General features: G+C 61.6%; 24 protein-coding genes. 8 read left to right on the forward strand and 16 right to left on the reverse strand.

Annotation, left to right across the window (positions count from 1 at the left end; genetic code table 11):
• Positions 1-6: 6 nt before the first annotated feature.
• The gene (locus tag OIM99_RS14210; RefSeq protein ID WP_311851077.1) at positions 7-312 is read right to left on the reverse strand and encodes a DUF2282 domain-containing protein; all 306 of its coding nucleotides are present in this window, start codon (positions 310-312) and stop codon (positions 7-9) included.
• A 232-nt stretch (positions 313-544) separates the two neighbouring features.
• On the opposite strand from OIM99_RS14210, the gene OIM99_RS14215 reads away from it, so the two are divergent.
• Positions 545-1,060 carry a sigma-70 family RNA polymerase sigma factor gene (locus tag OIM99_RS14215; protein WP_311851078.1) on the forward strand — a complete coding sequence of 172 codons (516 nt, stop codon included), beginning with the start codon at positions 545-547 and terminating at the stop codon, positions 1,058-1,060.
• Positions 1,053-1,715, forward strand: a complete 663-nt coding sequence (locus tag OIM99_RS14220) for a DUF1109 domain-containing protein (protein WP_311851079.1) — start codon at positions 1,053-1,055, stop codon at positions 1,713-1,715. The genes OIM99_RS14215 and OIM99_RS14220 overlap by 8 nt, the downstream gene beginning before the upstream one ends.
• A 14-nt stretch (positions 1,716-1,729) precedes the next feature.
• Here the strand turns inward: OIM99_RS14220 and OIM99_RS14225 are convergent, their stop codons facing one another.
• Complete coding sequence (locus OIM99_RS14225; protein WP_311851080.1) at positions 1,730-2,824, reverse strand: AI-2E family transporter; 1,095 nt, start codon at positions 2,822-2,824, stop codon at positions 1,730-1,732.
• Positions 2,825-3,048: 224 nt separating this feature from the next.
• On the opposite strand from OIM99_RS14225, the gene OIM99_RS14230 reads away from it, so the two are divergent.
• Entirely contained in the window at positions 3,049-3,558 is a 510-nt protein-coding gene (locus OIM99_RS14230) for a DUF3060 domain-containing protein (RefSeq protein ID WP_311851081.1), read from the forward strand.
• 10 nt (positions 3,559-3,568) lie between these two features.
• Here the strand turns inward: OIM99_RS14230 and OIM99_RS14235 are convergent, their stop codons facing one another.
• Entirely contained in the window at positions 3,569-4,903 is a 1,335-nt protein-coding gene (locus OIM99_RS14235) for an MFS transporter (RefSeq protein WP_311851082.1), read from the reverse strand.
• 132 nt (positions 4,904-5,035) lie between these two features.
• On the opposite strand from OIM99_RS14235, the gene OIM99_RS14240 reads away from it, so the two are divergent.
• Positions 5,036-5,554 carry a VOC family protein gene (locus tag OIM99_RS14240; protein WP_311851083.1) on the forward strand — a complete coding sequence of 173 codons (519 nt, stop codon included), beginning with the start codon at positions 5,036-5,038 and terminating at the stop codon, positions 5,552-5,554.
• 73 nt (positions 5,555-5,627) lie between these two features.
• Here OIM99_RS14240 and OIM99_RS14245 read toward each other — a convergent pair whose 3' ends face one another.
• Both OIM99_RS14245 and OIM99_RS14250 read right to left on the reverse strand, forming a co-directional pair.
• The gene (locus OIM99_RS14245; protein ID WP_311851084.1) at positions 5,628-6,794 is read right to left on the reverse strand and encodes a mandelate racemase/muconate lactonizing enzyme family protein; all 1,167 of its coding nucleotides are present in this window, start codon (positions 6,792-6,794) and stop codon (positions 5,628-5,630) included.
• Positions 6,795-6,801: 7 nt separating this feature from the next.
• A complete protein-coding gene (locus OIM99_RS14250; protein WP_311851085.1) occupies positions 6,802-7,728 on the reverse strand; it encodes a 2-dehydropantoate 2-reductase in 927 nt (308 codons plus the stop codon).
• 297 nt (positions 7,729-8,025) lie between these two features.
• Here OIM99_RS14250 and OIM99_RS14255 point away from each other — a divergent pair, with 297 nt between their 5' ends.
• Complete coding sequence (locus OIM99_RS14255) at positions 8,026-9,033, forward strand: LacI family DNA-binding transcriptional regulator (RefSeq protein ID WP_311851086.1); 1,008 nt, start codon at positions 8,026-8,028, stop codon at positions 9,031-9,033.
• Here OIM99_RS14255 and OIM99_RS14260 read toward each other — a convergent pair.
• Entirely contained in the window at positions 9,030-10,007 is a 978-nt protein-coding gene (locus OIM99_RS14260; RefSeq protein ID WP_311851087.1) for a tripartite tricarboxylate transporter substrate binding protein, read from the reverse strand. The two genes, OIM99_RS14255 and OIM99_RS14260, sit on opposite strands and share 4 nt — an antisense overlap.
• A gap of 361 nt (positions 10,008-10,368) precedes the next feature.
• Between OIM99_RS14260 and OIM99_RS14265 the strand changes: the two genes are divergently transcribed.
• Entirely contained in the window at positions 10,369-11,412 is a 1,044-nt protein-coding gene (locus OIM99_RS14265; RefSeq protein WP_311851088.1) for an LLM class flavin-dependent oxidoreductase, read from the forward strand.
• 33 nt (positions 11,413-11,445) lie between these two features.
• On the opposite strand, the gene OIM99_RS14270 is transcribed toward OIM99_RS14265, so the two are convergent.
• The 10 genes from OIM99_RS14270 to OIM99_RS14315 form a co-directional block, all read right to left on the reverse strand.
• Complete coding sequence (locus OIM99_RS14270; RefSeq protein WP_311851089.1) at positions 11,446-11,940, reverse strand: MarR family transcriptional regulator; 495 nt, start codon at positions 11,938-11,940, stop codon at positions 11,446-11,448.
• Positions 11,941-12,005: 65 nt separating this feature from the next.
• Positions 12,006-13,007 carry an NAD(P)H-quinone oxidoreductase gene (locus OIM99_RS14275; RefSeq protein ID WP_311851090.1) on the reverse strand — a complete coding sequence of 334 codons (1,002 nt, stop codon included), beginning with the start codon at positions 13,005-13,007 and terminating at the stop codon, positions 12,006-12,008.
• A gap of 42 nt (positions 13,008-13,049) precedes the next feature.
• Complete coding sequence (locus OIM99_RS14280; protein WP_311851091.1) at positions 13,050-13,865, reverse strand: IclR family transcriptional regulator; 816 nt, start codon at positions 13,863-13,865, stop codon at positions 13,050-13,052.
• 71 nt (positions 13,866-13,936) lie between these two features.
• Positions 13,937-14,365, reverse strand: coding sequence for a nuclear transport factor 2 family protein (locus tag OIM99_RS14285; protein WP_311851092.1), 429 nt, complete (start codon positions 14,363-14,365; stop codon positions 13,937-13,939).
• A 1-nt stretch (position 14,366) separates the two neighbouring features.
• Positions 14,367-15,140: an aldolase/citrate lyase family protein gene (locus OIM99_RS14290; protein WP_311851093.1), complete on the reverse strand. Its 774-nt coding sequence runs from the start codon at positions 15,138-15,140 to the stop codon at positions 14,367-14,369.
• Between the two features lie 6 nt (positions 15,141-15,146).
• Positions 15,147-16,499, reverse strand: a complete 1,353-nt coding sequence (locus OIM99_RS14295) for a Rieske 2Fe-2S domain-containing protein (protein ID WP_311851094.1) — start codon at positions 16,497-16,499, stop codon at positions 15,147-15,149.
• 13 nt (positions 16,500-16,512) lie between these two features.
• The gene (locus tag OIM99_RS14300; protein WP_311851095.1) at positions 16,513-17,295 is read right to left on the reverse strand and encodes an ABC transporter ATP-binding protein; all 783 of its coding nucleotides are present in this window, start codon (positions 17,293-17,295) and stop codon (positions 16,513-16,515) included.
• Positions 17,295-18,089: an ABC transporter permease subunit gene (locus OIM99_RS14305; RefSeq protein WP_311851096.1), complete on the reverse strand. Its 795-nt coding sequence runs from the start codon at positions 18,087-18,089 to the stop codon at positions 17,295-17,297. Before OIM99_RS14305 ends, OIM99_RS14300 begins: the two co-directional genes overlap by 1 nt.
• Before the next feature lie 36 nt (positions 18,090-18,125).
• Positions 18,126-19,094, reverse strand: a complete 969-nt coding sequence (locus OIM99_RS14310) for an ABC transporter substrate-binding protein (protein ID WP_311851097.1) — start codon at positions 19,092-19,094, stop codon at positions 18,126-18,128.
• A gap of 69 nt (positions 19,095-19,163) precedes the next feature.
• Positions 19,164-21,179 carry a thiamine pyrophosphate-dependent enzyme gene (locus OIM99_RS14315; RefSeq protein ID WP_311851098.1) on the reverse strand — a complete coding sequence of 672 codons (2,016 nt, stop codon included), beginning with the start codon at positions 21,177-21,179 and terminating at the stop codon, positions 19,164-19,166.
• A 413-nt stretch (positions 21,180-21,592) separates the two neighbouring features.
• On the opposite strand from OIM99_RS14315, the gene OIM99_RS14320 reads away from it, so the two are divergent.
• Positions 21,593-22,759 (forward strand): MFS transporter, encoded by a 1,167-nt coding sequence (locus OIM99_RS14320; RefSeq protein ID WP_311851099.1) that lies wholly within the window; start codon positions 21,593-21,595, stop codon positions 22,757-22,759.
• Positions 22,760-22,855: 96 nt separating this feature from the next.
• Positions 22,856-24,199 carry an esterase-like activity of phytase family protein gene (locus tag OIM99_RS14325; protein ID WP_311851100.1) on the forward strand — a complete coding sequence of 448 codons (1,344 nt, stop codon included), beginning with the start codon at positions 22,856-22,858 and terminating at the stop codon, positions 24,197-24,199.
• Positions 24,200-24,247 lie beyond the last annotated feature (48 nt).

Below are 24,247 nucleotides of genomic sequence, written 5' to 3' on the forward strand. Positions count from 1 at the left end.
GGCGGATCAGACGGGCTTCAGCGAGCCATGACCGCCATTGGGAAGCTGGATGGTCGTGCAGGTTCCGCCTCTGACGAACTTCCAGGCATTGCCTTGGAAGTCGACCGTCGATGTGCCCTGGCATGTGGTGCCCGGGCCAGCGGCGCAATCGTTCTGGCCTTTCAGAGCGACGCCGAAGCATTTCTCTTTCTTTGCGGCCATCGCTGCTTCACCTTCGGCCTTCGACAACGGGGCGGCGGCAGCGATTGTCGCAAGCGCCGTCGTAAGGGCGCTGGCGAGAATCAATGAATTCACTGCGCTTTTTGCAGACATGACGTTCTCCACATGAGCTTTACGTCGTACCGTCCAGGTACGCCTTCGTTCATTCGGAGAGCGCCGCAAAAGGTTACGCCGTTACGTTTCACGAGTTCGTGATCTGGCGTGCGCGTGCTAGAGTCATTGTGCTGATCGTGACAATCCGATGCCGGATCTGTAACTTTCCGCTCCGTCGGACGAATAGGAATTCATCGAAGTGCAGCAAGTCGAGGAGCGACTGAAGACACTGATGGTTCAGAGTCTGGCAGGAGATGAACGGGCGTATCGATCGCTGTTGGACGACGTTGCCCGGCAATTGCGCGGCTATTACGGACGCCGGCTGCGCGAGCGCGCCGCGATCGACGATCTCGTTCAGGAGACATTGATCGCCGTTCACAGCCGTCGTGCGACCTATGACAGCGGGCGCCCCTTCACCGCATGGCTCCATGCGATCGCCCGATACAAATTGATCGACTACCTGCGCTCGAACAAGCTTCGAGAGACCGTGACGTTGGACGATGCGCCCGAAGCCCAGCTCGCGTCCCCGGTAACCGAGAGCGAGCTGGCGCATCAGGATTTGGATACGGTTCTGGAAGAGGTGTCGCCGTTGCAGAAGAGCCTCATCAAGGCGGTCAAGGTCGAAGGGCGATCGATCGCCGAGGTCGCATCTTCCTCCGGTCTCAGCCAGTCGGCCGTGAAGGTGACGGTCCATCGCGCCTTGAAGAAATTAAGCCAGCGTTTCGGCAGAGGTCAGACGCATGATTGATCCGATGTCGCCAAACCCAACGGACAGTTTGATCGAGCGGCTGGCCTCGGAGCTCAAGCCAACCGCGCGGAGCGCCGTTTCCCGGTTCATTTGTCTCGGCCTCATGGCCGGCGCCTGTGTTTCCGCTCTCGCCGTACTTTGGCTTTGGGGCGTTCGACCGGACATGCCGGCTGCTCTGTCGACGGGGGCGCTTTGGCTGAAGGAAAGTTTCGTCGTGGCGCTGGCCGGTGCCGGTATCTTCGCCATGATCGGATTGGCTCGCCCGGATGGCACAGCCGGCGGCCCGGCGTGGATCGCCATCGGAGCGGCTTGCGTCATGGCGCTGCTGGCCGTCCTCGAACTCGCGGGCGCCCCTCCGGCCGTCTGGAAGACGCTCATGATGGGCAAGACCTGGGCGACATGTCCCTGGTTGATCCTGGCGCTCGCCGTCCCTGTGCTGATCGGCAGCATATGTGCCATGCGGTCGATGGCACCGACACGGCTGCGGTTGGCGGGGGCTGCCTGCGGATTGGCATCGGGCGCGCTCTCGGCGCTTGTCTATTCGGTCGCCTGCGATGAAAGCGCGGTTGCCTTCGTGTTCATCTGGTATGGCGGAGCGATTGTTCTGGCAACCCTGGCGGGTGCTTGGCTCGGCCCCAGGGTGTTGCGCTGGTAGGGCAGCACGCCCGTTTATTCATCGCCGCTCAGGAAATGGCCGATGGCGGCGAGCGGCCTGATGCCGTCGGCGACGATCTTGACGATGGCAAGCATGGGCACCGCGAGAATGGCGCCCGGCACGCCCCACATCCAGAACCAGAAGATCAGCGAGATGATCACCAGCACGGGATTGAGCGTGAAACGTTTGGCCAGCAGCATCGGCGTGACGATCTCGCCTTCGATGATGTGAATGACGAAATAGAGGATGGCGGGGAGCAGGGCGAGCCAGAGCTGGTCGATGACGAGCAGGCCGGCGAGCAGGAAAATCACGACACCGAACAGCGGTCCCATGATTGGCACATAATTGAGAAGAAAGGCGACGGTGCCCCACAGAACCGCATCGCCCAACCCCGTCAGCCACATGGCGATACCGGTCGCGATGCCGACGGCGAGGTTCATCAGCGTGATGGTGAGCAGATAAGCGGAGATGTTCTTCTCGACATCAAGCGATAGTTCGACGACCTGCCGCTTGTCCTTGAACGTCGGCAAGATTTCCACGGTGCGCTTGAGGAAGGTGTTGCCGGATACCAGCAGAAAGAAAAGGATCAGAATGGTCTGGAAGAAGCTGGAGGCGAAATGCGTACCGCCAGTGAAGAGCCGCGTCGCGATACCGGCGGCAAGGCCCGTGCTCTGCTGCGACCCGGAGCTGGCGCCGTCGACGAAATGATCGATCTGGCTAAGGAAGGTTTGCAGCGTATTGATCGGCTCGTTGAGGAATTTCATGCGTTCCTGCAGCCGTGGCACACCTTCCGGCAGTTTGGCAGTCCAGCCGGCCGCAGGGCCTGAGATGGCCGCACCGAGCCCGACGATGGCGCCGAACACGAGCAGGATGAGCAAGAGGGCCGCGAGACTGCGCGGGACGCTGAACTGTTCAAGAAAGCGCATGCCCGGTTGGAACAGCAATTTGAGCACGAAAGCCAGAACGATCGGCAGCACGATTTCGGCGGCGAAATAGGCGATGCAGAGCAGGGCCAACAAGACGAGTATGGTCAGAAGAACGACCACAGGGTCGGAGGGCAGTGCAATTGTTTCGGCTTCCGTTCGTTCGCCATTGCCGTTCGTCGTCACGAAGTTCCCCCAAGCGTTTGCTGCTTAGACGCCGAAGGGTATCACAGGGTTCCATCGGCGCAGCCACTGTAAGATAACCGCAAAGTGACGGAACCTCCTGCAGTTTGGGCCGTTAAAAAACGCGTGGTGTGTGCAAAGCGGGGACGCAATCGCCTTGCCCATGGATGCGCTCGCATCCGTCCACGATCGACACTGATAAAATCCCGTATACAAAGGCTTTTTTCATGAAATCTCCGCTCCTCGCCATGGCCGCGGTTTGCGCTTTCGCTCATGTCGGCTACGCCGAGGAGTTGAAGATCGAAGGGGTCGGCATTCGTCGCGACATTCCCTGCAACGGCCAGGATGTCGGCGTGTATGGCGCGGAGAACAAGATCACGCTCACGGGGGAGTGCGGGCGGATCACCGTGCATGGGTCCGATCACAAGGTGTCACTGGAGCGCGGCACCGATCTGTCGGTGTCGGGCGCCGACAATGCGGTGACTGGCGGTACGGTTTCGAGCCTCAACGTGCAAATCGCCAAGAACACGGTTGCGGTGACGATCCAGCCGACGGAAGGCAAGGGCAGGGTCGATGTTTCCGGCGCCGAGCAGAAACTGAACCTGGTTCTCGCCACACCCGCCGAACTGAAAGTCATCGGCGCCGATCAGAAGGTGGAATGGTCGCTCGCCAGCGGCGCGCCGGAACCGTCCATTTCCTCCTCCGGCGTCAACAACAGCATTCAGAAGAAGAAGTAGCGACAAACCTTCATTCGTCGCCGGCGTTGAGATCGGTATGCAGTGTTTCTCTTGCCAGGAAGGCTGCGATCAACGCCGGCACCACCAGAACCAGACAGTACAGGCTGATCGGTAATGTCGAGCCATATTTCTCGATCAAGGCAACGCCGATGAACGGCGCGATGGCGCCCGACAACACCGAGCCGAGCTGATAGCCGAGCGAGAAGCCGGTGTAACGGGCTTCGGTCGGAAAAGCCTCGACGAAATAGGGCACTTCGCCCATGGCGATCACCGCATGGGTGAGCAGACCGACGCTGATGGCGAACGTTGCCGCGGCGAACGTAGCATTGTCGAGAATGCGGAAGATGAGGAACGACCAGACGAGCGCCAGCAACAGGCCGCCGATCATCATCGGCTTGCGTCCGATTTTGTCGGACAGCATGCCGAGGAAGAGGAGAGAGATTGCTTCGAGGATGGACGCAATCATCACCGCGTTAAGCGCCGTGGAACGCGGCACCTCGACGATACGCGTCAGATAGACGATGCCGAAGGTGATGAAGATATAGAACAAGGTGTTTTCGCCGGCGCGGATGACCAGCGTCGAGAGAATCTGCCAGCGCGAGCGCAACAAGGCATTGGTGAGGGACGGGGGCTTGGCCTTGGCGTGCTGCGCCTTGAGGCGGTTGAAGACCGGCGATTCCTCGACGCTGAGGCGCATCCACAGACCGATGACGATCAGAATGCCCGAGAGATAGAAGGCGATACGCCAGCCCCAGGTGCTGAATGCATCCGGTGTCATCGCATAAACCAGAATGGAGAGAACGCCGGCGGCCGCGGCATTGCCGAGCATGGCGCCGCAGAGCGGCCAGGCGGCCCAGAAGGCGCGCCGCTTTGGATCGAGGCTTTCGGTGACCATCAGAATGGCGCCGCCCATTTCGCCACCGACGGCCAGGCCCTGGATGATGCGCAAGAGCACCAGGAGCACCGGCGCCCACACGCCGATGGAGGCATAGCTTGGCACGAGGCCGACGGCGAAGGTCGCGCCGCCCATGAGGATGAGGCTCCAGACGAGAGCCTGCTTGCGGCCGAGACGATCGCCGATATAGCCGAAGACGATGCCACCGAGCGGACGGCTGATGAAGCCGATGCTGTAGGTCATCAGCCCGAGCAGCACGCCGGTCATGGGGTCGAATTTTGGGAAGAATTGCTGGTCGAAAACCACGACCGCCGCCGAGGCGAAGACGAAGAAATCGTACCATTCGATGAAGGTGCCGATGGAGCAGGCGCCAAGCAGCCGCTTCGAGGCGGTGGCGGTTTCCGCCGGGGCCGGCGCGCTCAAGGTCATGTCTGAAGTCTGGCTTGGCACCGCGTCCCTCCCTCGCAGCAAATCCTAGGTTGCGGCATAATGCACACGTGTGTATTAAGGTCAATGACTGGTTTTGCCATTATGCACACGTTTGCTTTCTAGGCCGGTCGGATCGAAGCCAGGAGAGGGATCATGGCCATCAATTGCTTTTCACATGTCGCTTTTCGCTGCCGGGATGCGAAGGAAACGGTCGATTTCTACAGCGGCCTCCTGGGCCTGCGGTATCATTTCGGGGTTGCCGCCGACACGGTCGCCTCGACGGGCGAACACAGCCCGCACATCCACATTTTCTTCGAGGTGGCGCCGAACTCCTATCTCGCCTTCTTCGAGCTGCCGGAAGCACCCGACATGCAGTTCGATCCCAACACGCCGCGCTGGGTCCAGCACACGGCGCTCACGGTGCCGACCGAGGCCGAGGTTCTGGCCTATAAGAAGCGGCTCGAGACCGCCGGCATCGAGGTCGTCGGCGTGACGGACCATGGCCTGTTCAAGTCGATCTATTTCTTCGATCCGAACGGCTATCGCACCGAGATCACCTGCGAGACCTTCGATCCGAAGGTGCTCAAGCATCTCGAAGACAACGCCTGGCGTTATCTCGAGGAATGGACGCGCACCAAGCGCGCGCCCGAAGGCATGACCATGCTGCCGTAGCACTGAATGGCTATAGCGTTTTCAAGCGAAATGGATCGCGGTTCGCGTAAAGAAAACGCGTCAAAATAAGCATCTAGATGCACAGTGTCTTGAGCACCGCGGCGATCTCCGGCTTCTGCTCCAGGCCGAAGCCGGGCGCATCGCTCGGCCGTACCCAGCCGCCGCCAACCGGGCAGGCGGAGGGATAGCCGCCGAAGGGCTGGAAGACACCGGGATAGGCTTCGCAGCCGCCAAGGCCAAGGCCAGCCGCAATATGCAGATTGATGAGATGGCCGCCGTGCGGGAAAGCCTGCGCGCGGTCGAAGCCCGATTGTTCGAGCAGATCGAGCATGGCCATATATTCGCTCAGGCCGTAGCTGAGCCCGGCATCCATCTGGAAAATGTCGCGGCCGGGGCGCAGGCCGCCGAACAGCAGCAGGTTCTTCACGTCCTGCCGCGAGAACAGGTTTTCGCCAGTTGCCACCGGGCGTGAATAGAGTTCGGTAAGTTGGCGGTTGAGGTCATAGTCGAGGGGATCGCCGACCTCTTCATACCAGCGCAGATCGTAGCCCTCGATGGCGCGGGCATAGGCGAGTGCCGCATCGATGTCGAAGCGGCCATTGGCGTCGACCGAGAGGCGTTTGCCATGGCCCGCGACGGCCAGTGCTTCTTCGATCCGCGCCATGTCGGCGGCCATCGGCGCACCGCCGATCTTGATCTTGAAAGCGTCGAAGCCCTGATCGCGATAGCCGAGCAACTCGTCCGTGAGAGTTTTGCCGCTGCCTTGCGGATAGTAATAGCCGCCGGCGGCATAAACCGGCACCGCCGGCTGCACGTCCGGTCGCCCGGCGGCGCGGGCGATCGTCAGATAGGCCGGCTCATCGGCCAATTTGGCGTTGAGGTCCCAAAAGGCCAGTTCGACGGCGGCGATGGCTCCGGCGCGATCGCCATGGCCACCTGGCTTCTCATTGGTCAAAGCCACGGCGAGCACCTTTGCCGGATCGAAGGCCTTGCCGTCGTCGTCGAGCAGGGCATGCGGAGCGGCGGCCTTGAGGCGGGGGATGATGCGATCACGCAGGATGCCGCGCTGCGCATAGCGGCCGATCGAATTGAAGCCGAAGCCGATGACGGGGCGGCCGTTGCGCACGACATCGCTGACCACGGCGACGAGCGAAACGTCGTGATCGGTGAAGGAGACCACCGCGTTGGAGATGGCGCCTTCGAGCGGCACGCTGCGTTCGATGATGTCGACGATGCGCATGGCGCCATTACTCCCGGCCGCCAAAGGCGCGTTCGCGTTGCCTGACAAGATGGGTGAGCGTCATGTTCACGGGCGCGCTCAAGCCAACCTTGGCGGCCTCGCGCGGCACGGCGCCGTTGATGACGTCGATCTCGCTGACCCGCCGCTGCTCGTGATCCTGCAGCATCGACGGTTTGGCATGGCGCACGCTGCGACCGAAAGCCAGCGCGTGTTCCACCGGATCTTTCACTTTGATCGCCACCCCATTGGCCAGGCCGATGCTCCAGGCTTCCGCCGCCGCTGCCCGGCTGACAGGGCCCATATCAGGATCGTCCATCACTTCACCGACCGTCAGGCCGGTGAGCGTGCAGGGGGCACTGTAAGCCACATTGCAAATCAGCTTCTCCCACTGCATGGCGACGATATTGCTGGAAAATTCCGTCTTGAAGCCGGCTTTCGACCAGGCGTTGATAATGGGGCTCAGGCGGGCTTCGGTGAGGCCATCAAAAGCCCCGATGCGGATCGTCTCCATGCCGTTATGAAAGACATCGGCCGGGCCGCGCCGGATGGCGCCAAAGCCGCCGGCAATGCCCACGGCGAGACGCTCGGCGCCAACGGCTTCGGCCACAGCCTGGGCGCTGCCAAGCCCATTCTGGATCGTCAGGACGATGGTCTGCGGTGCCAGCAGGCGCGAGAGCTGCGCACGCACGGTATCGACATGCCCCGCCTTTACGGCGACGATCACCAGATCGACTGGTTCTTCAGGGATATCGGTCGAGGCACGCAGACGAACGGTGCGGTCGCCGCTGGCGCCTGCCACATGCAGGCCCCGTTCGTTGATCGCTTGCACCTGATCGGCGCTGCGATCGATGGCGATGACCTCGTGACCGGCACTGGCCAGCAGAGCGGCGTAAATCGATCCCATCGCACCGCATCCGACCACGGCGATCTTCATATTTTATCTCCAGCCCATTGGCTTGATGCAGCTTTCTCCCTCCGGCGCGCGGAGGCGCCAGGGTGTCATGCTTCGCAAAATGCATTGTATGAGGTATGAAATGCACACGTGTGCGTTGTCAAGACAGTGAGCCGATTGCCAGCAATGGCTGCTCACTTTGTGGGTAGGATAACCTAGAATGTGGGTCATCTGTGCAAAGTCGGGCTTTACCGAAGCAATTCCACTCCATAAGAGCATTAATCATAAAATTGCATACAGACTGCGCGCAGCACGTTGAGGGAAGGGCTGTCGAAAGCGATGCACCAGCGGCGCACCACGATTAAGGACATCGCCGTTCATCTTGGGATCGATCACTCGACGGTCTCCCGGGCGCTGAACGACAATCCGAACATTTCGGAGGAGACCAAGCATCAGGTGCGGCAGGCGGCCCTGCGGCTTGGCTATGTTGCCAATGCTTCGGCGCGGGCCATGCGCTACAACCACAATGCGCTCATCGGCCTCGCCATCCCCGACATCCGCAATGATTTCTACAGCGCCGTGGCGCGCGCCTTGGCCGAGCGCTGCAATCGCGCCGGCTTCCAGATGGTGCTCGTCAACACGGACGATCATCCCGAAGTTGAATATCGGCAGGTGCGCGCGCTGATGGAAGCGCGCGTGGCCGGCGTATTGATCACGCCGACACCGGAACTGCTGGACACGACCGCGAAACTGCTGGCGCCTGTGCCGACGGTGCAATTCGTGCGGCAATCGCCCAAGCTGTCGGGCGATATCGTGCGCATGGACGATACGCGCGCCATGCGGGAAGCCACCGAACATCTGTTGGCGCAGGGGCACAAGCGCATCGGCTATGTCGGCACGCGCAAGGACATCAACGTCGGGCAGGCGCGGCTGAACGGTTATCTGGAAGCGCATGCGGCCGCTGGCCTCGCCGTCGATGAACGCTATCTGGCGCTGGTTTCGCCGCGGCAGACATTCGGATCCGATAGCGTCGCGCGCCTGCTTGCCGTGTCGCCGGCGCCGACCGCGCTCATCATCGGCAGTTCCGAACTGACCATCGGTGGCCTTGGCGCCATTCAAGCGGCAGGCCTGACCATTCCCCGCGAATTGGCCGTCGTCGGCTACGGCGATCCGGTCTGGTGCCGTTTGCTGTCGCCATCTCTCACCGCCGTGCAATTGCCGGTGGACGAAATGGTCGAGGCGGCGGAAGCATTGATTCTCGATCGGATCGGCGGCAAAGCGCCGGCAGGAGCGGACGTTCGCTCATGCCGGCCCACCTTGGTCGTGCGTGGATCGACCGCGACTTAATTCGAAGCGGTAATGCCACGTTCCCGGATGATGGCGCCGAAACGCTCGGAATCCTTGCGGGATTTTTCCGCGAAAGCCGCCGGCGTCATCGGCGAGGGGATGTTGCCGATGGCGCTGATGCGCTCCTGCAAGGTCGTGTTGGCCAGAGACTTGTTGATCTCCGTATTCAGGCGCGCCACGATTTCCGGCGGCGTTTTAGCCGGCGCATAGACGCCGAAGATCGAGTCGCCATCAAAATCGGTCAGGCCGAGTTCGTGCAGGGTCGGGGTATCGGGAAATTGCGGCGAACGCTGCGGACTGCCGACAGCCAGCAGCCTGAGCTTGCCGGCCTTCACATGTTCGATCGCGATGCCGGGATCGAAGAGAAAGTCCAGCTGCCCGCCGAGCAGGTCGGTGAGCGCGGGCGCCGCGCCGCGATAGGGCACGTGGACGATATCCGTCTTGGTCATGCTCCGCATCATTTCCGCGCCCAGATGCGGCGAACTGCCGACGCCGGGCGAGCCAAAATTGCGCTTGCCGGGATTGGCTTTGAGGTCGGCGAGGAAAGCGTTGAAATCCTTCGCCGGATTTTCGGTGCGCACAACCAGATAAAGCGGCACGCGGGCGACGGCGGCGACAGGGACGATTTCCGTGGTCGGATCGAACGGCATCTTCGCGTAGAGATGCGGATTGATCGAAACCATGCCACCTGATGTCATCAGCAGCGTATAGCCATCGGGGGCTGCGCGGGCGACGAATTCACCGCCGACATTGCCGCCGGCACCGGCCTTGTTTTCGATCACCAGCGGTTGGCCGAGCGTATCATTCAACGGCTGGCCGATCAGGCGGGCCAACTGGTCCGCCGCGCCACCGGCCGGAAAGCTGACGACGAGGCGAAGCGGGCTGGTTGGCCAAGTTTGCGCCAAAGCCGTGGACATCTGTCCGACCGCAAAGGCCACAGCGATAAGCAATCCTCTCTTAAACGTTCTCGACATGATCTCCCTCCAAAGAGCCGGTCGTTGATCTCGCAAGCATAGCGCTTTGCGGTTTGACTTGGTCAAACGTTGCAAAGACGCGTCAAATAAGTGACCTGCGTAAAAGTGCTGATGTGGTGCTGCTGGTGCGCTCGATCCCTCCACCTCATCGAGCTTGAGCCGAATTCGGCGTCCGAACCTACGTAGGCATTTAGTTTGGAGTCAACCTATTTGGAACAAATCTATTTCCTACCAAAGGGTAATTTTTATTTGACTCAAGACAGTTTGATATCAAACTATATTGATAAAGGGCCTCGATGTGGCGAGGGAGGCCGCCGCGCGTGTGAAAGCGCGGGAAGCCTCGATTTGGGAGCTAAAGAGCATGTTACGGACTTGGGTCTTTGAATTTTTTCCGGAATTGACCGATCAAACCGCTGTGGCATCCGGCCAATCCACGCCGCAATATTTTGCAGACTACCTCTCGCTTTGGCAGCGCGATGAAGCGCTGGGCTTCGACGGCATTTTCTTCAGCGAACATCACTTCGGTAGTTCGTTCAGCTCCTCGCCAAATCTCCTCATCGCGGCCACGGCGATGAAGACCAAGACCATTCGCCTCGGTGTCATGGGGGTGGTCGTTCCTTATTATCCGGCCGCGCGCATTGTCGAAGAAATCGGCCTTATCGATCAGCTTTCGGGCGGACGCCTTGAAATCGGCACCGCCATCGGCGTACCGCAGGAGCTGGCGCAAGTGGGTCTGACCATGGATCAGGCGCGGCGCATGTATAACGAGGCGATCGAGATTCTGGATTCAGCGCTCGAAACCGGGATCGCCCATTACGACGGCGAATTTTTCAAATACGACCATCTCCCGCTTTTGCCGCGGCCGGCGCAAAAACCGCAGCCGCCGAAATGGACGACGGTCGTCAGCGCGGATTCCGCCTGCAAAGCCGCCCGTCGGCACAGCAGGATTTGCACAGGCTTCATGACCACGCAGGAGGTGAAGGCTCTTTTCGATGCCTATCTCGCAGAAGCGGAGATCGTCGGGCTGGAGGCCGGCGGTGATCATCTGGGATTGCGCCGCCGCGTCATCGTCGCCGAATCCAAGACGGCCGCCGACGAAATGTCTCATTCGGCGGCGGAGCGTTACAAGGCTTTCGTCGCCAATGATCCGAGAATGAAGTTCTCGCATATCCCTGATGCGCCGCGACAGAAGGGTCAGAGCGGCGGCTTTTCGGTGAGTGACGATGAATTCATTTCCGGTACGCCGAGCCAGGTCGCCGATAGAATTATCGATCAGTGCGAGCGTTCGGGCGCAGGAAACTTCTTGGCCATTCTGCATTGGGGCGCCGGATTGAATGAAGTCAGCGCCGCGCATGAACTGTTTGGGCAGAAGGTGTTGCCGATCCTGAAAAAGGCCAATCTCTGAAGCGAGAACGCGTTCGATCGGAACGCGCGCCTCTCATTCGTCTGAGGACAGGCCGGTCGTGATCTGGCGCAGAATCGCGATCAAGCGGGCGCGCTGGTCCTTGGTGATCAGTTGGTCCAGCTCTTCCTCATGGGCCTGCACCTTGACCTTCATCTGTTCCATCGTCGTTCGGCCGCGCGCGGTCAGGCGTAGTTCATAGCTGCGCCGGTCGTTCTCCCGGCGGACACGCGTGACGAGCCCGCGCTCGCACAGATCATCGAGGGCAGGGGTAAGGCTCGACGTATCTCTTTTGATGGCCTTGCCAAGCGCCGCCTGTGTCATGCCCGGATTTTCATGGATGAGTGCCAGAATGGCGAACCGCCATTGCAGCGTGCCGGTGTCGGCGACGCTGCGAAGATAGGTTCTGACGGAGGCTTCCAGCGCGATCCGAAGGTTGAACCCGATGGTTCCGCCGAGCCAGCCGAGATGGGTTTGTGAAGGCGTCTCGGCGGCTGCGGGCACACGCTTTTTCGTCGTCTTGATCGGCATCAACTGGTTCCCAACGTCACATGACGATAGGAACCAAACTATTTGCCGTCAACCTATTGGCGGGATCAGCCTTTCACGTCGAGAATGATCTTGCCGACGTGAACGGAGGATTCCATGCGCCGATGCGCTTCCGCCGCTTGGCCCAGCGGATAGACGGAATCGACCAGCGGCCGGATCGTCCCAGCGTTGAGCAACGGCCAGACATGTTCGGCGAGTTCCGCCGCGATCTTCGCTTTCTGCGGCACCGACTGCGGCCGCAGCGTGCTGCCGGTGACGGTGAGGCGCTTCATCATGATCTGTCCGAAATCGACGGTGACGGAGCGCGTGCCGCCGAGAAAAGCGATCTGCACCAGCCGTCCCTCAAGCGCCAGCGCCTGCAGATTACGCGGAATGTAATCGCCGCCGATGATGTCGAGTACGACGTCGACGCCTTTGCCGCCGGTGGCGTCTTTCACCACCTGGACGAAGTCCTCATTGCGATAGTTTATGGCGCGGGTGGCCCCCAGCTTGACGCAGGTGGCGCATTTGTCGTCGCTGCCGGCGGTGGCAAACACCGTGGCGCCCTTGGCGACCGCCAGCATGATCGCCGTCGTACCGATGCCCGACGTGCCGCCATGAATGAGCACGGTCTCGCCGGCACGCAGCCGTCCGCGCATGAACAGATTGCCCCACACCGTATAGAAGGTCTCGCACAGGCCAGCGGCCTCCACCATGCTGAAACCCTTGGGCACGGGCAGGGCATGATCGGCTGGCGTGACCACATATTCGGCATAGCCACCGCCAGGCAGCAGCGCCGTCACCGCGTCACCGACTTTCCAGCGGCTCACGCCTTCGCCAAGAGCTGCAACCGTGCCGGCGGCTTCGAGGCCGGGCAGATCGGAAGCGCCAGGCGGTGGCGGATAATGACCGCTGCGTTGCACGACGTCAGGCCGGTTGATGCCAGCAGCCGCCACTTCGATGAGGATTTCGCCAGGGCCGGGCTGAGGCACCGGGCGTGTCGCCAAGGTCAGGACTTCGGGTCCTCCCGGCTGTTTGATCTCGGCAACCTTCATGCTTGTCGGCAACATTGAACGCTCTCCAAAAGGCTTATCATCGCGGTGGTGATGGGATCAGGCGAAGCTCGGCAGCTTCATCGACCGGCTGAGCGATTGCAGCAGTTCGAGAATTTGCGTGAAGTTCGCGGTGAAGCGCTCCGAAGGCGCCGAGACGCAGACCGCGTAATTTTCGCCCGCGATCCGGAACGGTACGGCGACGCAGCGCAGCCCCTCGGCATATTCCTCGTCGTCGAGCGCATAGCCATCGGACTGAATGCGGCGGATTTCGCGCCGGAACGCCTCCGCCGTGGTGATCGTATTGGCGGTGCGCGGCAGGAACTTGCAGCCGCGGATGAATTTATCGCGCTCTTCCTCCGAAGCGATGGCCAGCAACAGCTTGCCTGACGCACGCGCATGGATGTCGCCGCCGCGCCGGCGCGACGCGCCGCCTGAGGCTTGGATCGGATTGGTGCCGGTTTCCACCGCCAGCGTGATCAGATCGCCATCGAGCCAGCCCGAGACATAGCTGGTTTCGCCGGATTTTTCGGCGATCTTCTTGACCAAAGCGCGCAATTCGTCCGGGCAGGAGAACTGCATGTTGAAACCGTCGATCAGGTCGCCGACGCGCAGCCCGAGAAGAAACTTGTTTTCCAAGCCCCGCCGCAGCAGGCCGAGCGATTGCAGCGTGTGCAGCAGGTGATAAGTCGCTTGCAGCGGCAGACCAGTTTTACGGCGGATTTCGCTGACCCCGAGCCCATCGCGGCTCTGGGCGACGGCGAAGAGGATCGACATGGCCCGGGCCACCGATTGCACACGCGGCTTCGGCGCTTGTTCCTCAGCCTCGTCTTCCATGCGCTCACCGTTGAGCGCCTCTTCGTCGGTATTTTTCATCAGTTTAAGACCAGTCGTCTGTTGCGCGTCGTCGTCCTGTTACTGACATGGGGCCGGCGGCGCGTCCATGGTTAAGCCGCGACCATGAATTCGCGGACCGTCTGCTTGCGGCGAATGCGCCAGGTTCCATCGAGCCGCACCAGGTCGCCGTGGGACGACAGCACCATGGTGGGGCCGGGAACCGTGGGCACGCCCTCTCCACCCGGCGCGGTGTAAAAGGTGATGCACAGCGAAAAAGAGGCCACATCGTCACCCTTCGCCGTCGTCACCAGATTGGTGATGATATGGCGGGCGCGCGTATCCGTGCTGCGGCCTTCGTAGATTTTCTCCACGGCGGCCGGCCCACGCACGACGGCGCCGGCTCGATGCCATTCTCCATCTGGGGCAAAGAAGCTCGCGACGTCCTTGAAGCGAGCTTCGTCGATCGCCTGATAGAAGGCGAGCAGCAAACGCTGGCAGTCCCATTCCGCCGCCAGCCGGTTGTTGTCCGTCGCTGTCATCTCAAGCGCCCTGGGCCACGGTGGCGGCAATCGCATTTGTGCCCTGGATCAACACGCCGATATCGGCGCCGCTGATGAAGAACGTGCCGCCGAACTTGCGCCAGTGAGCGATATCGGCGGCGGCCGCGAGGCAGCCGGTCATGACGCCGCATTGGCGGGCGAGCTGCATGCCGTCTTCGAGAGCCTTGCGCACTTCCGGCGCATTGGGCTGGCCAGGGAAGCCGAGCTGGGCCGCGAGATCGTTCGGGCCGAAGAACACCGCATCGACGCCTTCGACGCCGCAGATGTCCTTGAGGTTCATCAAAGCTTCGCGGCTCTCGATCTGCACGGTGACGGCGACCGGCGAGGGACCGCTGCGATAGTAATTCTTGTCGAGACCCCACTGGGCGGCGCGCACGCTGCCGCCGATGCCGCGCCGGCCTTCCGGCCCGAAACGGGTGAGCGAGACGATGTGACGGGCCTGTTCGGCGGTGTGGACGTTAGGCACCATGATGGCATCGACGCCGAGATCGAGCAGCGGCTTCAGCGTGTCGACATGTTCTGAGCTGATACGCACCAGAACCGGCTTGCGCCCGCCGGCCGCCGCGATCTGCTGATGCAGGATCGGGATATTGGTCGCCGCATGTTCGGCTTCGATGGCGAGATAGTCGATATTGGTGTGGCTGAGGATTTCGATCGTCTGGAAGGTCGGAATGCAGGCAAAGATGCCGCAGACGAATTCGCCCGAGACGATACGCTGCTTGAACGAGGGGCGGGTGGTGGCTGCGATATTCATGTGCTCTTACTCCGCGACCTGCTGGGTCGGTTGAGGGGGAAGTTCCGTGGCGAGGCCGAGCTTGTTGCCGAACCGCTCCACCATCACGTCTTCGAACGGGATCTTGTCGGAACAGACATGGCTGCCGCAGCGCAGACGATAGAGTTCCGGATGCGAATGGGCGGCCGGCAGCAGGCCTTCATTGTCGAGCACGCGCGCCGCATCGAGGATATAGCGGCGGAACTGCACGACACCGATGTCCGAGGAATTAAGGTGCTCCTTGGTGCGGTCGGCGATCAGCCCCTGGCTGATTTGAATGGCGGCATCCTGTTCCGACACGCCCTTGATGCCGGTAAAGCTCTTGTGCTTCTGATCCAAGCGGTCGATCAGGAAGTCGTTCGCCTTGTTGCGGAAGGGCATATAGTTTTCGTCGACTTCCGAATGGATCGACGCGCCGGTGCGGAAACGTTTGACCTCTTCGACGCCCAGCGGTCGATCGGGGTTCCAGCTATAGGTGAAGATCCAATGCGACGTGTCGTCGATCGGCACCCAGCATTGGCCGTGCATGGTTTCGCCGGGCAATGCGTTGGGGGCGAGGCCATGGTTGGGCATCAGGAATTGGCTGATGCGCCAGTAAGTGTCGCCGGGATCGGCATGACGGGCGCCGCCGAGCACGAGACCAGATTCGTGTGAGATGATGGAAAAGCGGACCGCGCCATCGTTGCGGATCCATTGCAGCCGCCGTTCGTCGGCCGAGGACTGGCCGACGAACTCCGCGCCCTTGGCCTGCTGCCGGTTCTTGTCGATCGGCAGATGCAGGAAGGAGAAATGCGCCGTATCGAGCCCGCCCTCGCAGGCCTGCGCCCAATTCGACTCCTGATATTTCTTCGTCACGAAGACATGATTCAGCGGCAGTTGCGTGAATTCCAGTTCCGGAAATTCCGGCATCTGCTCCTTGGGGCCGAGATAGACCCAGATCATGCCGCCGGCCTCGCGGGTCGGATAGATATCGAGCGTGATCTTCTCGCACATCTTCTGGCGCTGGCCGTTGTCCGGCAGGGTCGGCACGTCGAGGCAGCGGCCATCCGCGTCGAACTTCCAGCCATGATAGACGCAGCGGATGCCGCCTTCCTCGACGCGGCCGAAGAACAGGTCGGCGCCGCGATGCGGGCACACCGGCGTGATCAGTTGCGCCCGCCCGGAGCTGTCGCGAATGGCGATCATATAGGTGTTGAGAATGTTCACCCGCCGCGGCGGACAATCGGGCTCCGGCAGTTCTTCCGAAAGCAGGGCAGGCTGCCAGAAGAACCGGAACAAATGCCCCATCGGCGTGCCTTCGCCGGTTTCCGTCAGAAGGCGGTTGTCTTGTGCGCTGAGCATCTGGGTTTCCCCTCTATTCAACGATGCCGAGTTTCTCGGCGATCAGATCATGCAGGACTTTGAAGGCGGCCGGATCATTGCGGTCGGCTTCGGTGGGGCGATGTTCGAGCAGCAGCTTCGCCGGTGCGCCGAACACGAGAATACGATCCGCCATTTCGATGGCATCGTCGATGCGGTGGGTGACGAACAGGCAGGTCTTGCGCAGTTCGCGGATCAGACGGCTGATGTCGGCGCGCAGCACCTGCGACGTCACATGATCGAGCTGGCTGAAACATTCGTCGAGCAGCAGGATTTCGGGGTCGATGGCGAGCGCCCGCGCCAGGCTGACGCGTTGACGCATGCCGCCGGACAGTTCATGCGGATAGAGATTGGCGGCGCGCTCGAGGCCGACCCGCGCCAGCCATTCGGTGGCCTTCTTGCGGGTCGCCGTTTTTTCCTCGTGCAGGATCTGCAAGCCCAGTTCGACATTTTCGAGCGCCGTACGCCACGGCATCAGGCGATCGGTCTGGAAGCCGACGGCGATGACGCGGCGCAATTGCTGGAACTCCGCTTTTGGATCGAAGCCCATCACGCGCACCTCGCCACGCGTCGGCGCGAGATTGCCCATGATGAGATTGAGCGCGGTCGATTTGCCGGCGCCCGTGCGGCCGAGGAAAGAGACGATCTCGCCGCGCTCCACGGCGAAGGAGAGGTTCTGGATCGCCACGACGTCGCCGAAGGTGACGCCGACATGTTGCAGTTGAATGGCGGGCAGATCGGTTGTCTTCGGGGCGGTTTGCATCAGCTCGGCTTGCATCAGCGCACCTCGATCGTCTGACGGTAGCTGAGCATATATTGCTCAACCCACGTCACCAGTTGTTGCAGCACGATATTGAGCCCGACGAGCAGGATCGTCCAGGCAAGGATCGTGGCGATATCGAAATTGGCCTGGGCCAGGCCCATCTGCGCCCCGATGCCGGCGGTTGCCGCGATCAGTTCGGCGAAGATGATCATGCGGGTCGCGTAGCCGATCACCGAGCGCGTGGTGGCGAAAATATAAGGCAGAACGTGCGGGAAGATCAGATAGCGCAACACCTGCCAGCGGTTCGGCCGGAAGCTCTCACACATCTCCAGAAGATCCTTGGGCATGGCGCGAATGGCATCGGCCACGCCCAAGGCATAGAACGGAATAACAATAACCAGCAGGATGAAGAAGATGCGCAGTTCCGGCATGCGGAACCAGAACACTGCGATCAACATCCAGGAGAGGGCCGGAATGCCCGTATCGATCACCACGACTGAGCGCACATAGGGGCGTGCGGTCGGAAACATGCCCATGACGAGGCCCAGACCCGTGCCGATGAGCATGGCGCATCCCAGGGCCAGTGCCAGCCGGCCGAGGGTAAGCAGCATGTCGCCATAGAGTGGCAGCAGCTTGTTCCACAGGCTGCTGATGATGTCGGCTGGCGGCGGCGCGATATAATGCGGCGCCACCATGCTGGCGATCTGGAGAAGGATGACGATCGCCACCGCGGTGACGATTCCTGCATAGCGCTCATGTTTGGGCAGGCGCGGCAGTGCGGGTTTTTCCTGCATCACTTCGATTGTCATGGGCCACTCTTATGCGTGATAATTTGAACGAGACTGTCAGCTCGGGAAGAAGTCTGGATTGATCTTCGGATTCTTCTCGTCGATATAGGCTTGGGCGGCGCGAATGGCCTCGCGACCGTCTTCGTTCAACATCGACAGGTTGAGGAATTTCAGGCGGCCGGCCTCATGGGCTTTGATCATGTCGGACACTTTGAGACCAAGCTTCGGTGCCGCGATGCCGTAGATTTCCGTTGGATCGGCATTGATCGCGGCAACGAGATCGCGGCAGGTCGCATCGACGCGCTTGGCGAGATCGGCATCGCGCGCGATCGCTTCCTTGCGGACGGCGAGACCGAAATAGGGCAGCGGGCGCTTCTGCTTGCTTTCATATTCGCGGCCGAGATTGAAAATGGCCTTGAGGTCCGGCACCTTTTCAAAAGCGCTGATGATATTCGGCTCCCAGGACAAAGCCGCATCGACATTGCCTGAGACGACCATGGCAACCGCTTGCACCGGGTTCGGCACGTTCTGCACCGGCATGTCCTTGCCGAGCTCGACGCCATAGGCGTTTTTCAGCACCGCCCGGCACATGTTGTAGGAGCCCGTGGCGACGACGGCAGCGAGCGGCCTGCCTTTCAGTTCCGTGGCCGATTGCGGGCCATTCTTGCCGGCGACGATGTTGATGATGTCGGCGGTGGTGAAGATCGAGGCCAGTTTCACCGGCACGCCCTTGTCGGACATGCCCTTGAAACTGTCCCAGGCACCGATGGCGAGATCGAAACTGCCGGCGATGAAATCGCTGTAGTAGCTGGGCACCGAGGTATAAGCGGTGGCGAGTTCGATGTTGAGACCGTGTTTGTGGTCGAAGCGTTTCGCTTTCAGATATTCATCGAAGATCACGCTGATGCCGGCATTCAACGTTGCATAGCGCACGTTCGTTCGTGCCTGCGCATGGACATAGGGTGCAAAGCACAGGGATGTGCTCGCTGCGCCTGCCTGTAGGATGTGGCGTCGTGTAATGCTCATTTTCTCCCTCCCTCACTCTTGCGCGTCCCTTCCGCGCCTCACATCGCCAGTGTCTCTCCCAACACCGGCCTATTCCGCGACAGCCCGCATTACCGCGCTGCCGCCCCCTAGAAGAGCTTTGACCTGCGCCACCACTTTGGCGGCGCTGGGCAGCAGTTGCGCCTGCAACACGGGCGAGGCCGGCATGCGCACGTCCGGCGTCGCCAGCCGCGCCACGCGCGCCATGCCGGCATCACGCAGCCGGCAGGCGAGTTCGGCGCCGACGCCGCCCGTCAGATTGGCTTCGTGGACGATAAGCGCGGTTTCGCCGGCGGCGCGTACGGCAGCGATCAATTCATCCTCGGGCAGGGGCGATAGCCAGCGCAGGTCGATCACCGCCGCGTCGATCCCGAGCTTCGCCAGCTCTTCGGCGGCGCTTTCGATGACCGGCATGCCAGTGCTCCAGCTCACCAGGGCGATATCCTTGCCGGCGCGGCGCTGGCGCAGGCCGCCCATCGGCTCGACTGGCCCTTCGAGAACGGCCATTTCCTTGCGTTGATAGAAAACCCTCGATTCAATGATGATGGTCGGATCGTCGCTGGCGATGGCCGCGCGCAGCATGTCGTAGGCATCCTGCGCCGTTGCGGGCAGGCCGATGCGCAGGCCCGGAATATGGAACAGCAGCGCTTCGAGCGATTGCGAATGCTGAGCGCAGGACCCTGGCGTCGTGCCCTGCTGCATGCGCACCACCAGCGGTGCCGACGCCTTGCCCTGGGTGATGTAACGCAGATTGGTCATCTGGTTGATGATCTGGTCGATCGCCACCAGCATGAAATCGGCCCACATGATTTCGACGACCGGTCGCATGCCCATCATGGCAGCGCCCAGCGCCGATCCGAGAATGGCGCTTTCCGAAATCGGCGTGTCGAACACGCGATCCTGGCCAAAAGTCTTTTGCAGCGTACGCGTGCAGCCGAAAATGCCGCCGCCACCGCCGACATCCTCGCCATAGACGAGAAGCTCGGGCCGCGCCTGCAGTTCATGTTTCAATGCCGTGGTCACCGCATTGCCATAGGTCGTCTCGGCCGGAGCGCCGCTGCGCGTCACGCGTTTGGCTGTGGGGCTCGGTGCGATGACGTGATCGGCGGCGCTCGCCGGATCGGGCAGGGGCGCGGCTTCAACCTGTTGCCGCAACTGCTGGATTTCCTGTTTCATCTCGCCGTCGATCGCGTCGAGCTCTTGCGCCAGACGCGGGTCCTGTTCGATGAGCTTTTGACGCAGCAAAACGATCGGGTCCTTGGCCTGCGTCGCGTCCCATTCGTCCTTCGGCCGGTAGTGCTGGCCATCCTTGTTGTAATGGCCCCAGAGGCGCACGGTCTCGAATTCGAGGAAGATCGGCCCGTTGCCTTCGAGCAATTGCTGACGCGCCATCGCCACGCTGTCGCGCACCGCGATCGGGTCGCCGCCATCGACGGTCGCTGCCTTGATGCCATAGGCGCCGGCCCGGCGGGCCTGGCGTGGTACGGGCGCGACATCGCTCGACGGCGTCATCTCGGCCCAGCCATTGTTTTCACAAATGAAAAGCACCGGCAGCTTGTTCAGGCTGGCGAAGACCAGCGCTTCATGGGCCGAGCCTTGGTTCATAGCTCCATCGCCGATGCTGACGACGGAAATGCCGCCGGTTTTCTGCAGCTTTTGGGCGAGAGCCACGCCGGCGGCGATCGGATAGCCGGCGCCGACGATGGAGTTTTCACCGATGAAACGTTGATCGGGCGCGATCATCAGGGCTGAGCCGGCGCGGCCGCCGTTTACGCCGGTGGCGCGATGGCAGATTTCGCTCATCACGGCGAAGGGATCGAGACCCACTTCCAGCGCCCAGCCATGGCCGCGATAGGTCGCCGAAATGCGGTCTTCATCGCCGAGCGCCTCCAGCGTGCCGACCGGAATGGCTTCCTGGCCGGCGCAGAGGTGGATCGAGCCGACCGCCAGTCCAGCCTCGCTGAATTGCATGCAAAGCTGCTCGAAACCGCGGATGCGGGCCATTCGCCGATAGGCACGCAGGCCGAAAGTCGCGTCGGAATTGTCCTTGGGCACGTCAGACCTCACCCGAGCCGGGCCTCCCTGTGGTCTTATCTTATTATGATTGAGATATCATATAGTGATTGTCAAGGCGCTTTCTTGGCCCCGGCGCCACCTGCCCACAATCGCGAGCGAGGGGCCGGACGACTGCTGGCCGGGGGGCGGGGATCATTGATTGCGCGCGGCCTTGCGATCGGGCGTCGGGGGCCGCCGTCTTTCGGGGATCACTCCCAATGCCAATCGCTCGCTGGCGTGTTGGCTCGATCAGCTCGGTCGCAATCATCATCGCTGTTGTGCAAATCGTTGCCAGCATCGTCGTCAACGCGAGATGTTCGGTCGTTAGCCTGCGCGCTGCATCGCGGTCGTAGCGAATAACCAGGAGCGTTGCTGGAAAAGGGATTTGCTTTTCGAGCGGTGCCCCGTATTCCTGCGGTCGGATCATGATGCAACAAAAGAACAATACGTCAGCGGCAATTCCGATCTTCGCGCTCGTGTTGCTGGCTGCCAATTTGCGGCCGGCGCTGACCAGCGTGGGGCCGTTGCTCGAGGAAATCAGGCAAGGCACCGGAATCTCCGTCACATCAGCCGGCCTGCTGAGCAGTCTGCCTTTGTTCGCCTTCGCCTGTTTCTCGCCATTGGCGCAGTTTGGACGGCGGCTGGGGCTGGAACGCACTCTGGTGGTGTCGATGCTGGTGCTGATCGCAGGCATGCTGCTGCGTTCGCACGGCTCCGTGCCAGCGCTATTCGGCGGCACGATCATGCTCGGCGCCGGCATTGCCGTCGCCAATGTCCTCATCCCCGGCGTCATCAAGCGCGACTATCCGAGCCGCGTGCAGAGCATGACCACGCTCTATGCCATGGTCTTGGGGCTCAGCTCGGCGATCGCCTCGGGGCTTGCCGTGCCGTTAGCCGATCGGTTGCCCGGAGGATGGCGAATGGCTTTGGCCGTATGGTCAATTCCAGCTGTCATTGCTTTGCTGGCCTGGCTGCTGCCGGCCGTACGGACATCGGGCGAAAAGAACATCGTGCGCGTGCCGCGCACCTCGGTCTGGCGCTCATCGCTGGCCTGGAAGATCACGGCCTTCATGGGCCTGCAATCCATGGCGTTCTACATCATCATCAGTTGGTTTCCGGTGATCCTGCAGGACATGGGCTATTCGGCGGAGAATGCCGGCTTTCTGATCACTCTGTTCCAGCTCATTTCGCTGGTGGTCGGCATCAGCATTCCGCCGCTCCTGAAACTGGCTACGGACCAACGGCCGTTCGTGTTTTTCGCCTCGCTGTTGATGTCCGCCTCGCTCGTCGCGCTGATCCTGATGCCGGGTCTGGCCTATCTCTGGGTCTTGCTGATGGGGCTGGGCAGTGGCGTCTGTTTCGTCCTGGCGCTTGCCTTCATCGGGCTGCGCTCGTCCGACCATTATCGGGCGGCATCTTTATCTGTCATGACGCAATCGATCGGCTATCTGGTGGCCGCGATGGGGCCGGTCGCCTTTGGCGTTCTGCATGATGTCGCACACAATTGGACCGTGCCATTGATGGCGGTGGTGGTGGTGACCTTGTTCCAGGCCTTGTTCGGCCTGGCCGCTGGCCGTAACCGTACGGTCTGAGGGGAAATTTAACATCCGCCACGGAGACTGTGAATATCGTCATCCGGCTGTCATTGAGGCGCTCCATAGGGGCGCGAACGTGTCTGGAGACGAACTATGAAACGGCCCTTTTCCCTGCTTGCCTCGCTGTCCCTTGTCGCTTTGTCGATCGCCGCATTCGGCAGCCAGGCGGCGGCTGAAACCATCCAGTCACGCATCTTTTCCTCCGACGATCCGAAGCTGGAATGGAAGACGGTGAAACTGCCGAACGGCCAGACGGGCGCCTATACGCTCGGCATCGGCTCGGGTGCTTTCCGCCATCGCAACGATCCGCCGAATGTCGTCTGGACCATCGGTGATCGCGGCCCGAACATGACCTGTAGCGAAGCGCCGGGGATCCTCGGCGACGAGATCGCGCAGACCTGCCGCAAGCTCTCCAACGGCCGCATCTATCCGACGCCGGACTATGTGCCGTCGATCTACAAGGTTGAACTCGATCGCGACAAAGGCACGTTCAAACTGCTCGAAACGATCCCGCTGCGTAAGGCGAAGTCGGGCGCGACGATCACCGGTCTGCTGAACCCGCAGACCAAGGCGTCCAAGGACACCGGCATGGATCTCGCCGGCAATGTGCTGCCCGACGATCCCGACAACATTGACCTCGAAGGTATCGTGCGCCTGTCCGACGGCACGTTCTGGGTCGGCGAGGAAATGGGTCCGTCCATCGCGCATGTCTCCGCCGATGGCCGCATCCTCGATCGGCACGTGCCGGTCGATGCGGCCGGCGACTATAAGAACGCCGAAGCCAAGATCGTCGCCGATCTGCCGGCCATCCTGTCGAAGCGGCAGGGCAATCGCGGCATCGAGGGCATCGCCGTCTCGCCGGACGAAGCCTTCCTCTATTTCATGGTGCAGAACCCGCTCGCCAATCCAGATGCCAAGGCCTATCAGGGCGCGCGCAACACGCGCTTCTTCAAGTTCGATCGCCAGGCCGGCAAGGTCGTGGGTGAATGGGTCTATCAGCTCGCCGATCCGCAGTCGTTCGGTTTCGATCCGTCGCCGCGCCAGAACGAGCCGCGCATCTCGGAAATATTGGCGCTCGGCACCGATCGTGTCCTGGTGCTGGAGCGCACCGAGAAGACCACAAAGCTGTTCGAGATCACGCTCGACGGCGCGACCAACATTCTCGGCAGCAAGTGGGATGATGTCGCGACGTCGCCGACGCTCGAACAGCAGAACGATCTCGGTCCGCTCGCGGTGACGCCCGTCACGAAGACGCTGCGCCTCGACACGTTCCGCGACCTCAAGGACGCGCCGGAGAAGGTTGAAGGCCTGGCCATCCTCGAAGACGGCACGCTCATGATGATTAACGACAACGACTTCGGCATTCGCGGCGACAAGACGAGAATCGTTCTGGTCAAGGGCGCCGTGTCGGCCGATCCGGCGATCTGGAAAAAGTAACCGGACCGATCCGGCCAAAGCACTTATTCTGATGCATCTTCGCGGCGT

This window comes from Methylocella sp. CPCC 101449 (assembly GCF_031921685.1).
Lineage (GTDB): Bacteria > Pseudomonadota > Alphaproteobacteria > Rhizobiales > Beijerinckiaceae > Terripilifer.

What these genes read in the sequence shown, in the direction of transcription:
- OIM99_RS14210 (WP_311851077.1), bottom strand. Translation starts at nt 312, where the DNA reads ATGTCTGCAAAAAGCGCAGTGAATTCATTGATTCTCGCCAGCGCCCTT.
- OIM99_RS14215 (WP_311851078.1), top strand. Translation starts at nt 545, where the DNA reads ATGGTTCAGAGTCTGGCAGGAGATGAACGGGCGTATCGATCGCTGTTG.
- OIM99_RS14220 (WP_311851079.1), top strand. Translation starts at nt 1,053, where the DNA reads ATGATTGATCCGATGTCGCCAAACCCAACGGACAGTTTGATCGAGCGG.
- OIM99_RS14230 (WP_311851081.1), top strand. Translation starts at nt 3,049, where the DNA reads ATGAAATCTCCGCTCCTCGCCATGGCCGCGGTTTGCGCTTTCGCTCAT.
- OIM99_RS14240 (WP_311851083.1), top strand. Translation starts at nt 5,036, where the DNA reads ATGGCCATCAATTGCTTTTCACATGTCGCTTTTCGCTGCCGGGATGCG.
- OIM99_RS14245 (WP_311851084.1), bottom strand. Translation starts at nt 6,794, where the DNA reads ATGCGCATCGTCGACATCATCGAACGCAGCGTGCCGCTCGAAGGCGCC.
- OIM99_RS14250 (WP_311851085.1), bottom strand. Translation starts at nt 7,728, where the DNA reads ATGAAGATCGCCGTGGTCGGATGCGGTGCGATGGGATCGATTTACGCC.
- OIM99_RS14255 (WP_311851086.1), top strand. Translation starts at nt 8,026, where the DNA reads ATGCACCAGCGGCGCACCACGATTAAGGACATCGCCGTTCATCTTGGG.
- OIM99_RS14260 (WP_311851087.1), bottom strand. Translation starts at nt 10,007, where the DNA reads ATGTCGAGAACGTTTAAGAGAGGATTGCTTATCGCTGTGGCCTTTGCG.
- OIM99_RS14265 (WP_311851088.1), top strand. Translation starts at nt 10,369, where the DNA reads ATGTTACGGACTTGGGTCTTTGAATTTTTTCCGGAATTGACCGATCAA.
- OIM99_RS14270 (WP_311851089.1), bottom strand. Translation starts at nt 11,940, where the DNA reads ATGCCGATCAAGACGACGAAAAAGCGTGTGCCCGCAGCCGCCGAGACG.
- OIM99_RS14275 (WP_311851090.1), bottom strand. Translation starts at nt 13,007, where the DNA reads ATGTTGCCGACAAGCATGAAGGTTGCCGAGATCAAACAGCCGGGAGGA.
- OIM99_RS14280 (WP_311851091.1), bottom strand. Translation starts at nt 13,865, where the DNA reads ATGAAAAATACCGACGAAGAGGCGCTCAACGGTGAGCGCATGGAAGAC.
- OIM99_RS14285 (WP_311851092.1), bottom strand. Translation starts at nt 14,365, where the DNA reads ATGACAGCGACGGACAACAACCGGCTGGCGGCGGAATGGGACTGCCAG.
- OIM99_RS14290 (WP_311851093.1), bottom strand. Translation starts at nt 15,140, where the DNA reads ATGAATATCGCAGCCACCACCCGCCCCTCGTTCAAGCAGCGTATCGTC.
- OIM99_RS14295 (WP_311851094.1), bottom strand. Translation starts at nt 16,499, where the DNA reads ATGCTCAGCGCACAAGACAACCGCCTTCTGACGGAAACCGGCGAAGGC.
- OIM99_RS14300 (WP_311851095.1), bottom strand. Translation starts at nt 17,295, where the DNA reads ATGCAAGCCGAGCTGATGCAAACCGCCCCGAAGACAACCGATCTGCCC.
- OIM99_RS14305 (WP_311851096.1), bottom strand. Translation starts at nt 18,089, where the DNA reads ATGACAATCGAAGTGATGCAGGAAAAACCCGCACTGCCGCGCCTGCCC.
- OIM99_RS14310 (WP_311851097.1), bottom strand. Translation starts at nt 19,094, where the DNA reads ATGAGCATTACACGACGCCACATCCTACAGGCAGGCGCAGCGAGCACA.
- OIM99_RS14320 (WP_311851099.1), top strand. Translation starts at nt 21,593, where the DNA reads ATGATGCAACAAAAGAACAATACGTCAGCGGCAATTCCGATCTTCGCG.
- OIM99_RS14325 (WP_311851100.1), top strand. Translation starts at nt 22,856, where the DNA reads ATGAAACGGCCCTTTTCCCTGCTTGCCTCGCTGTCCCTTGTCGCTTTG.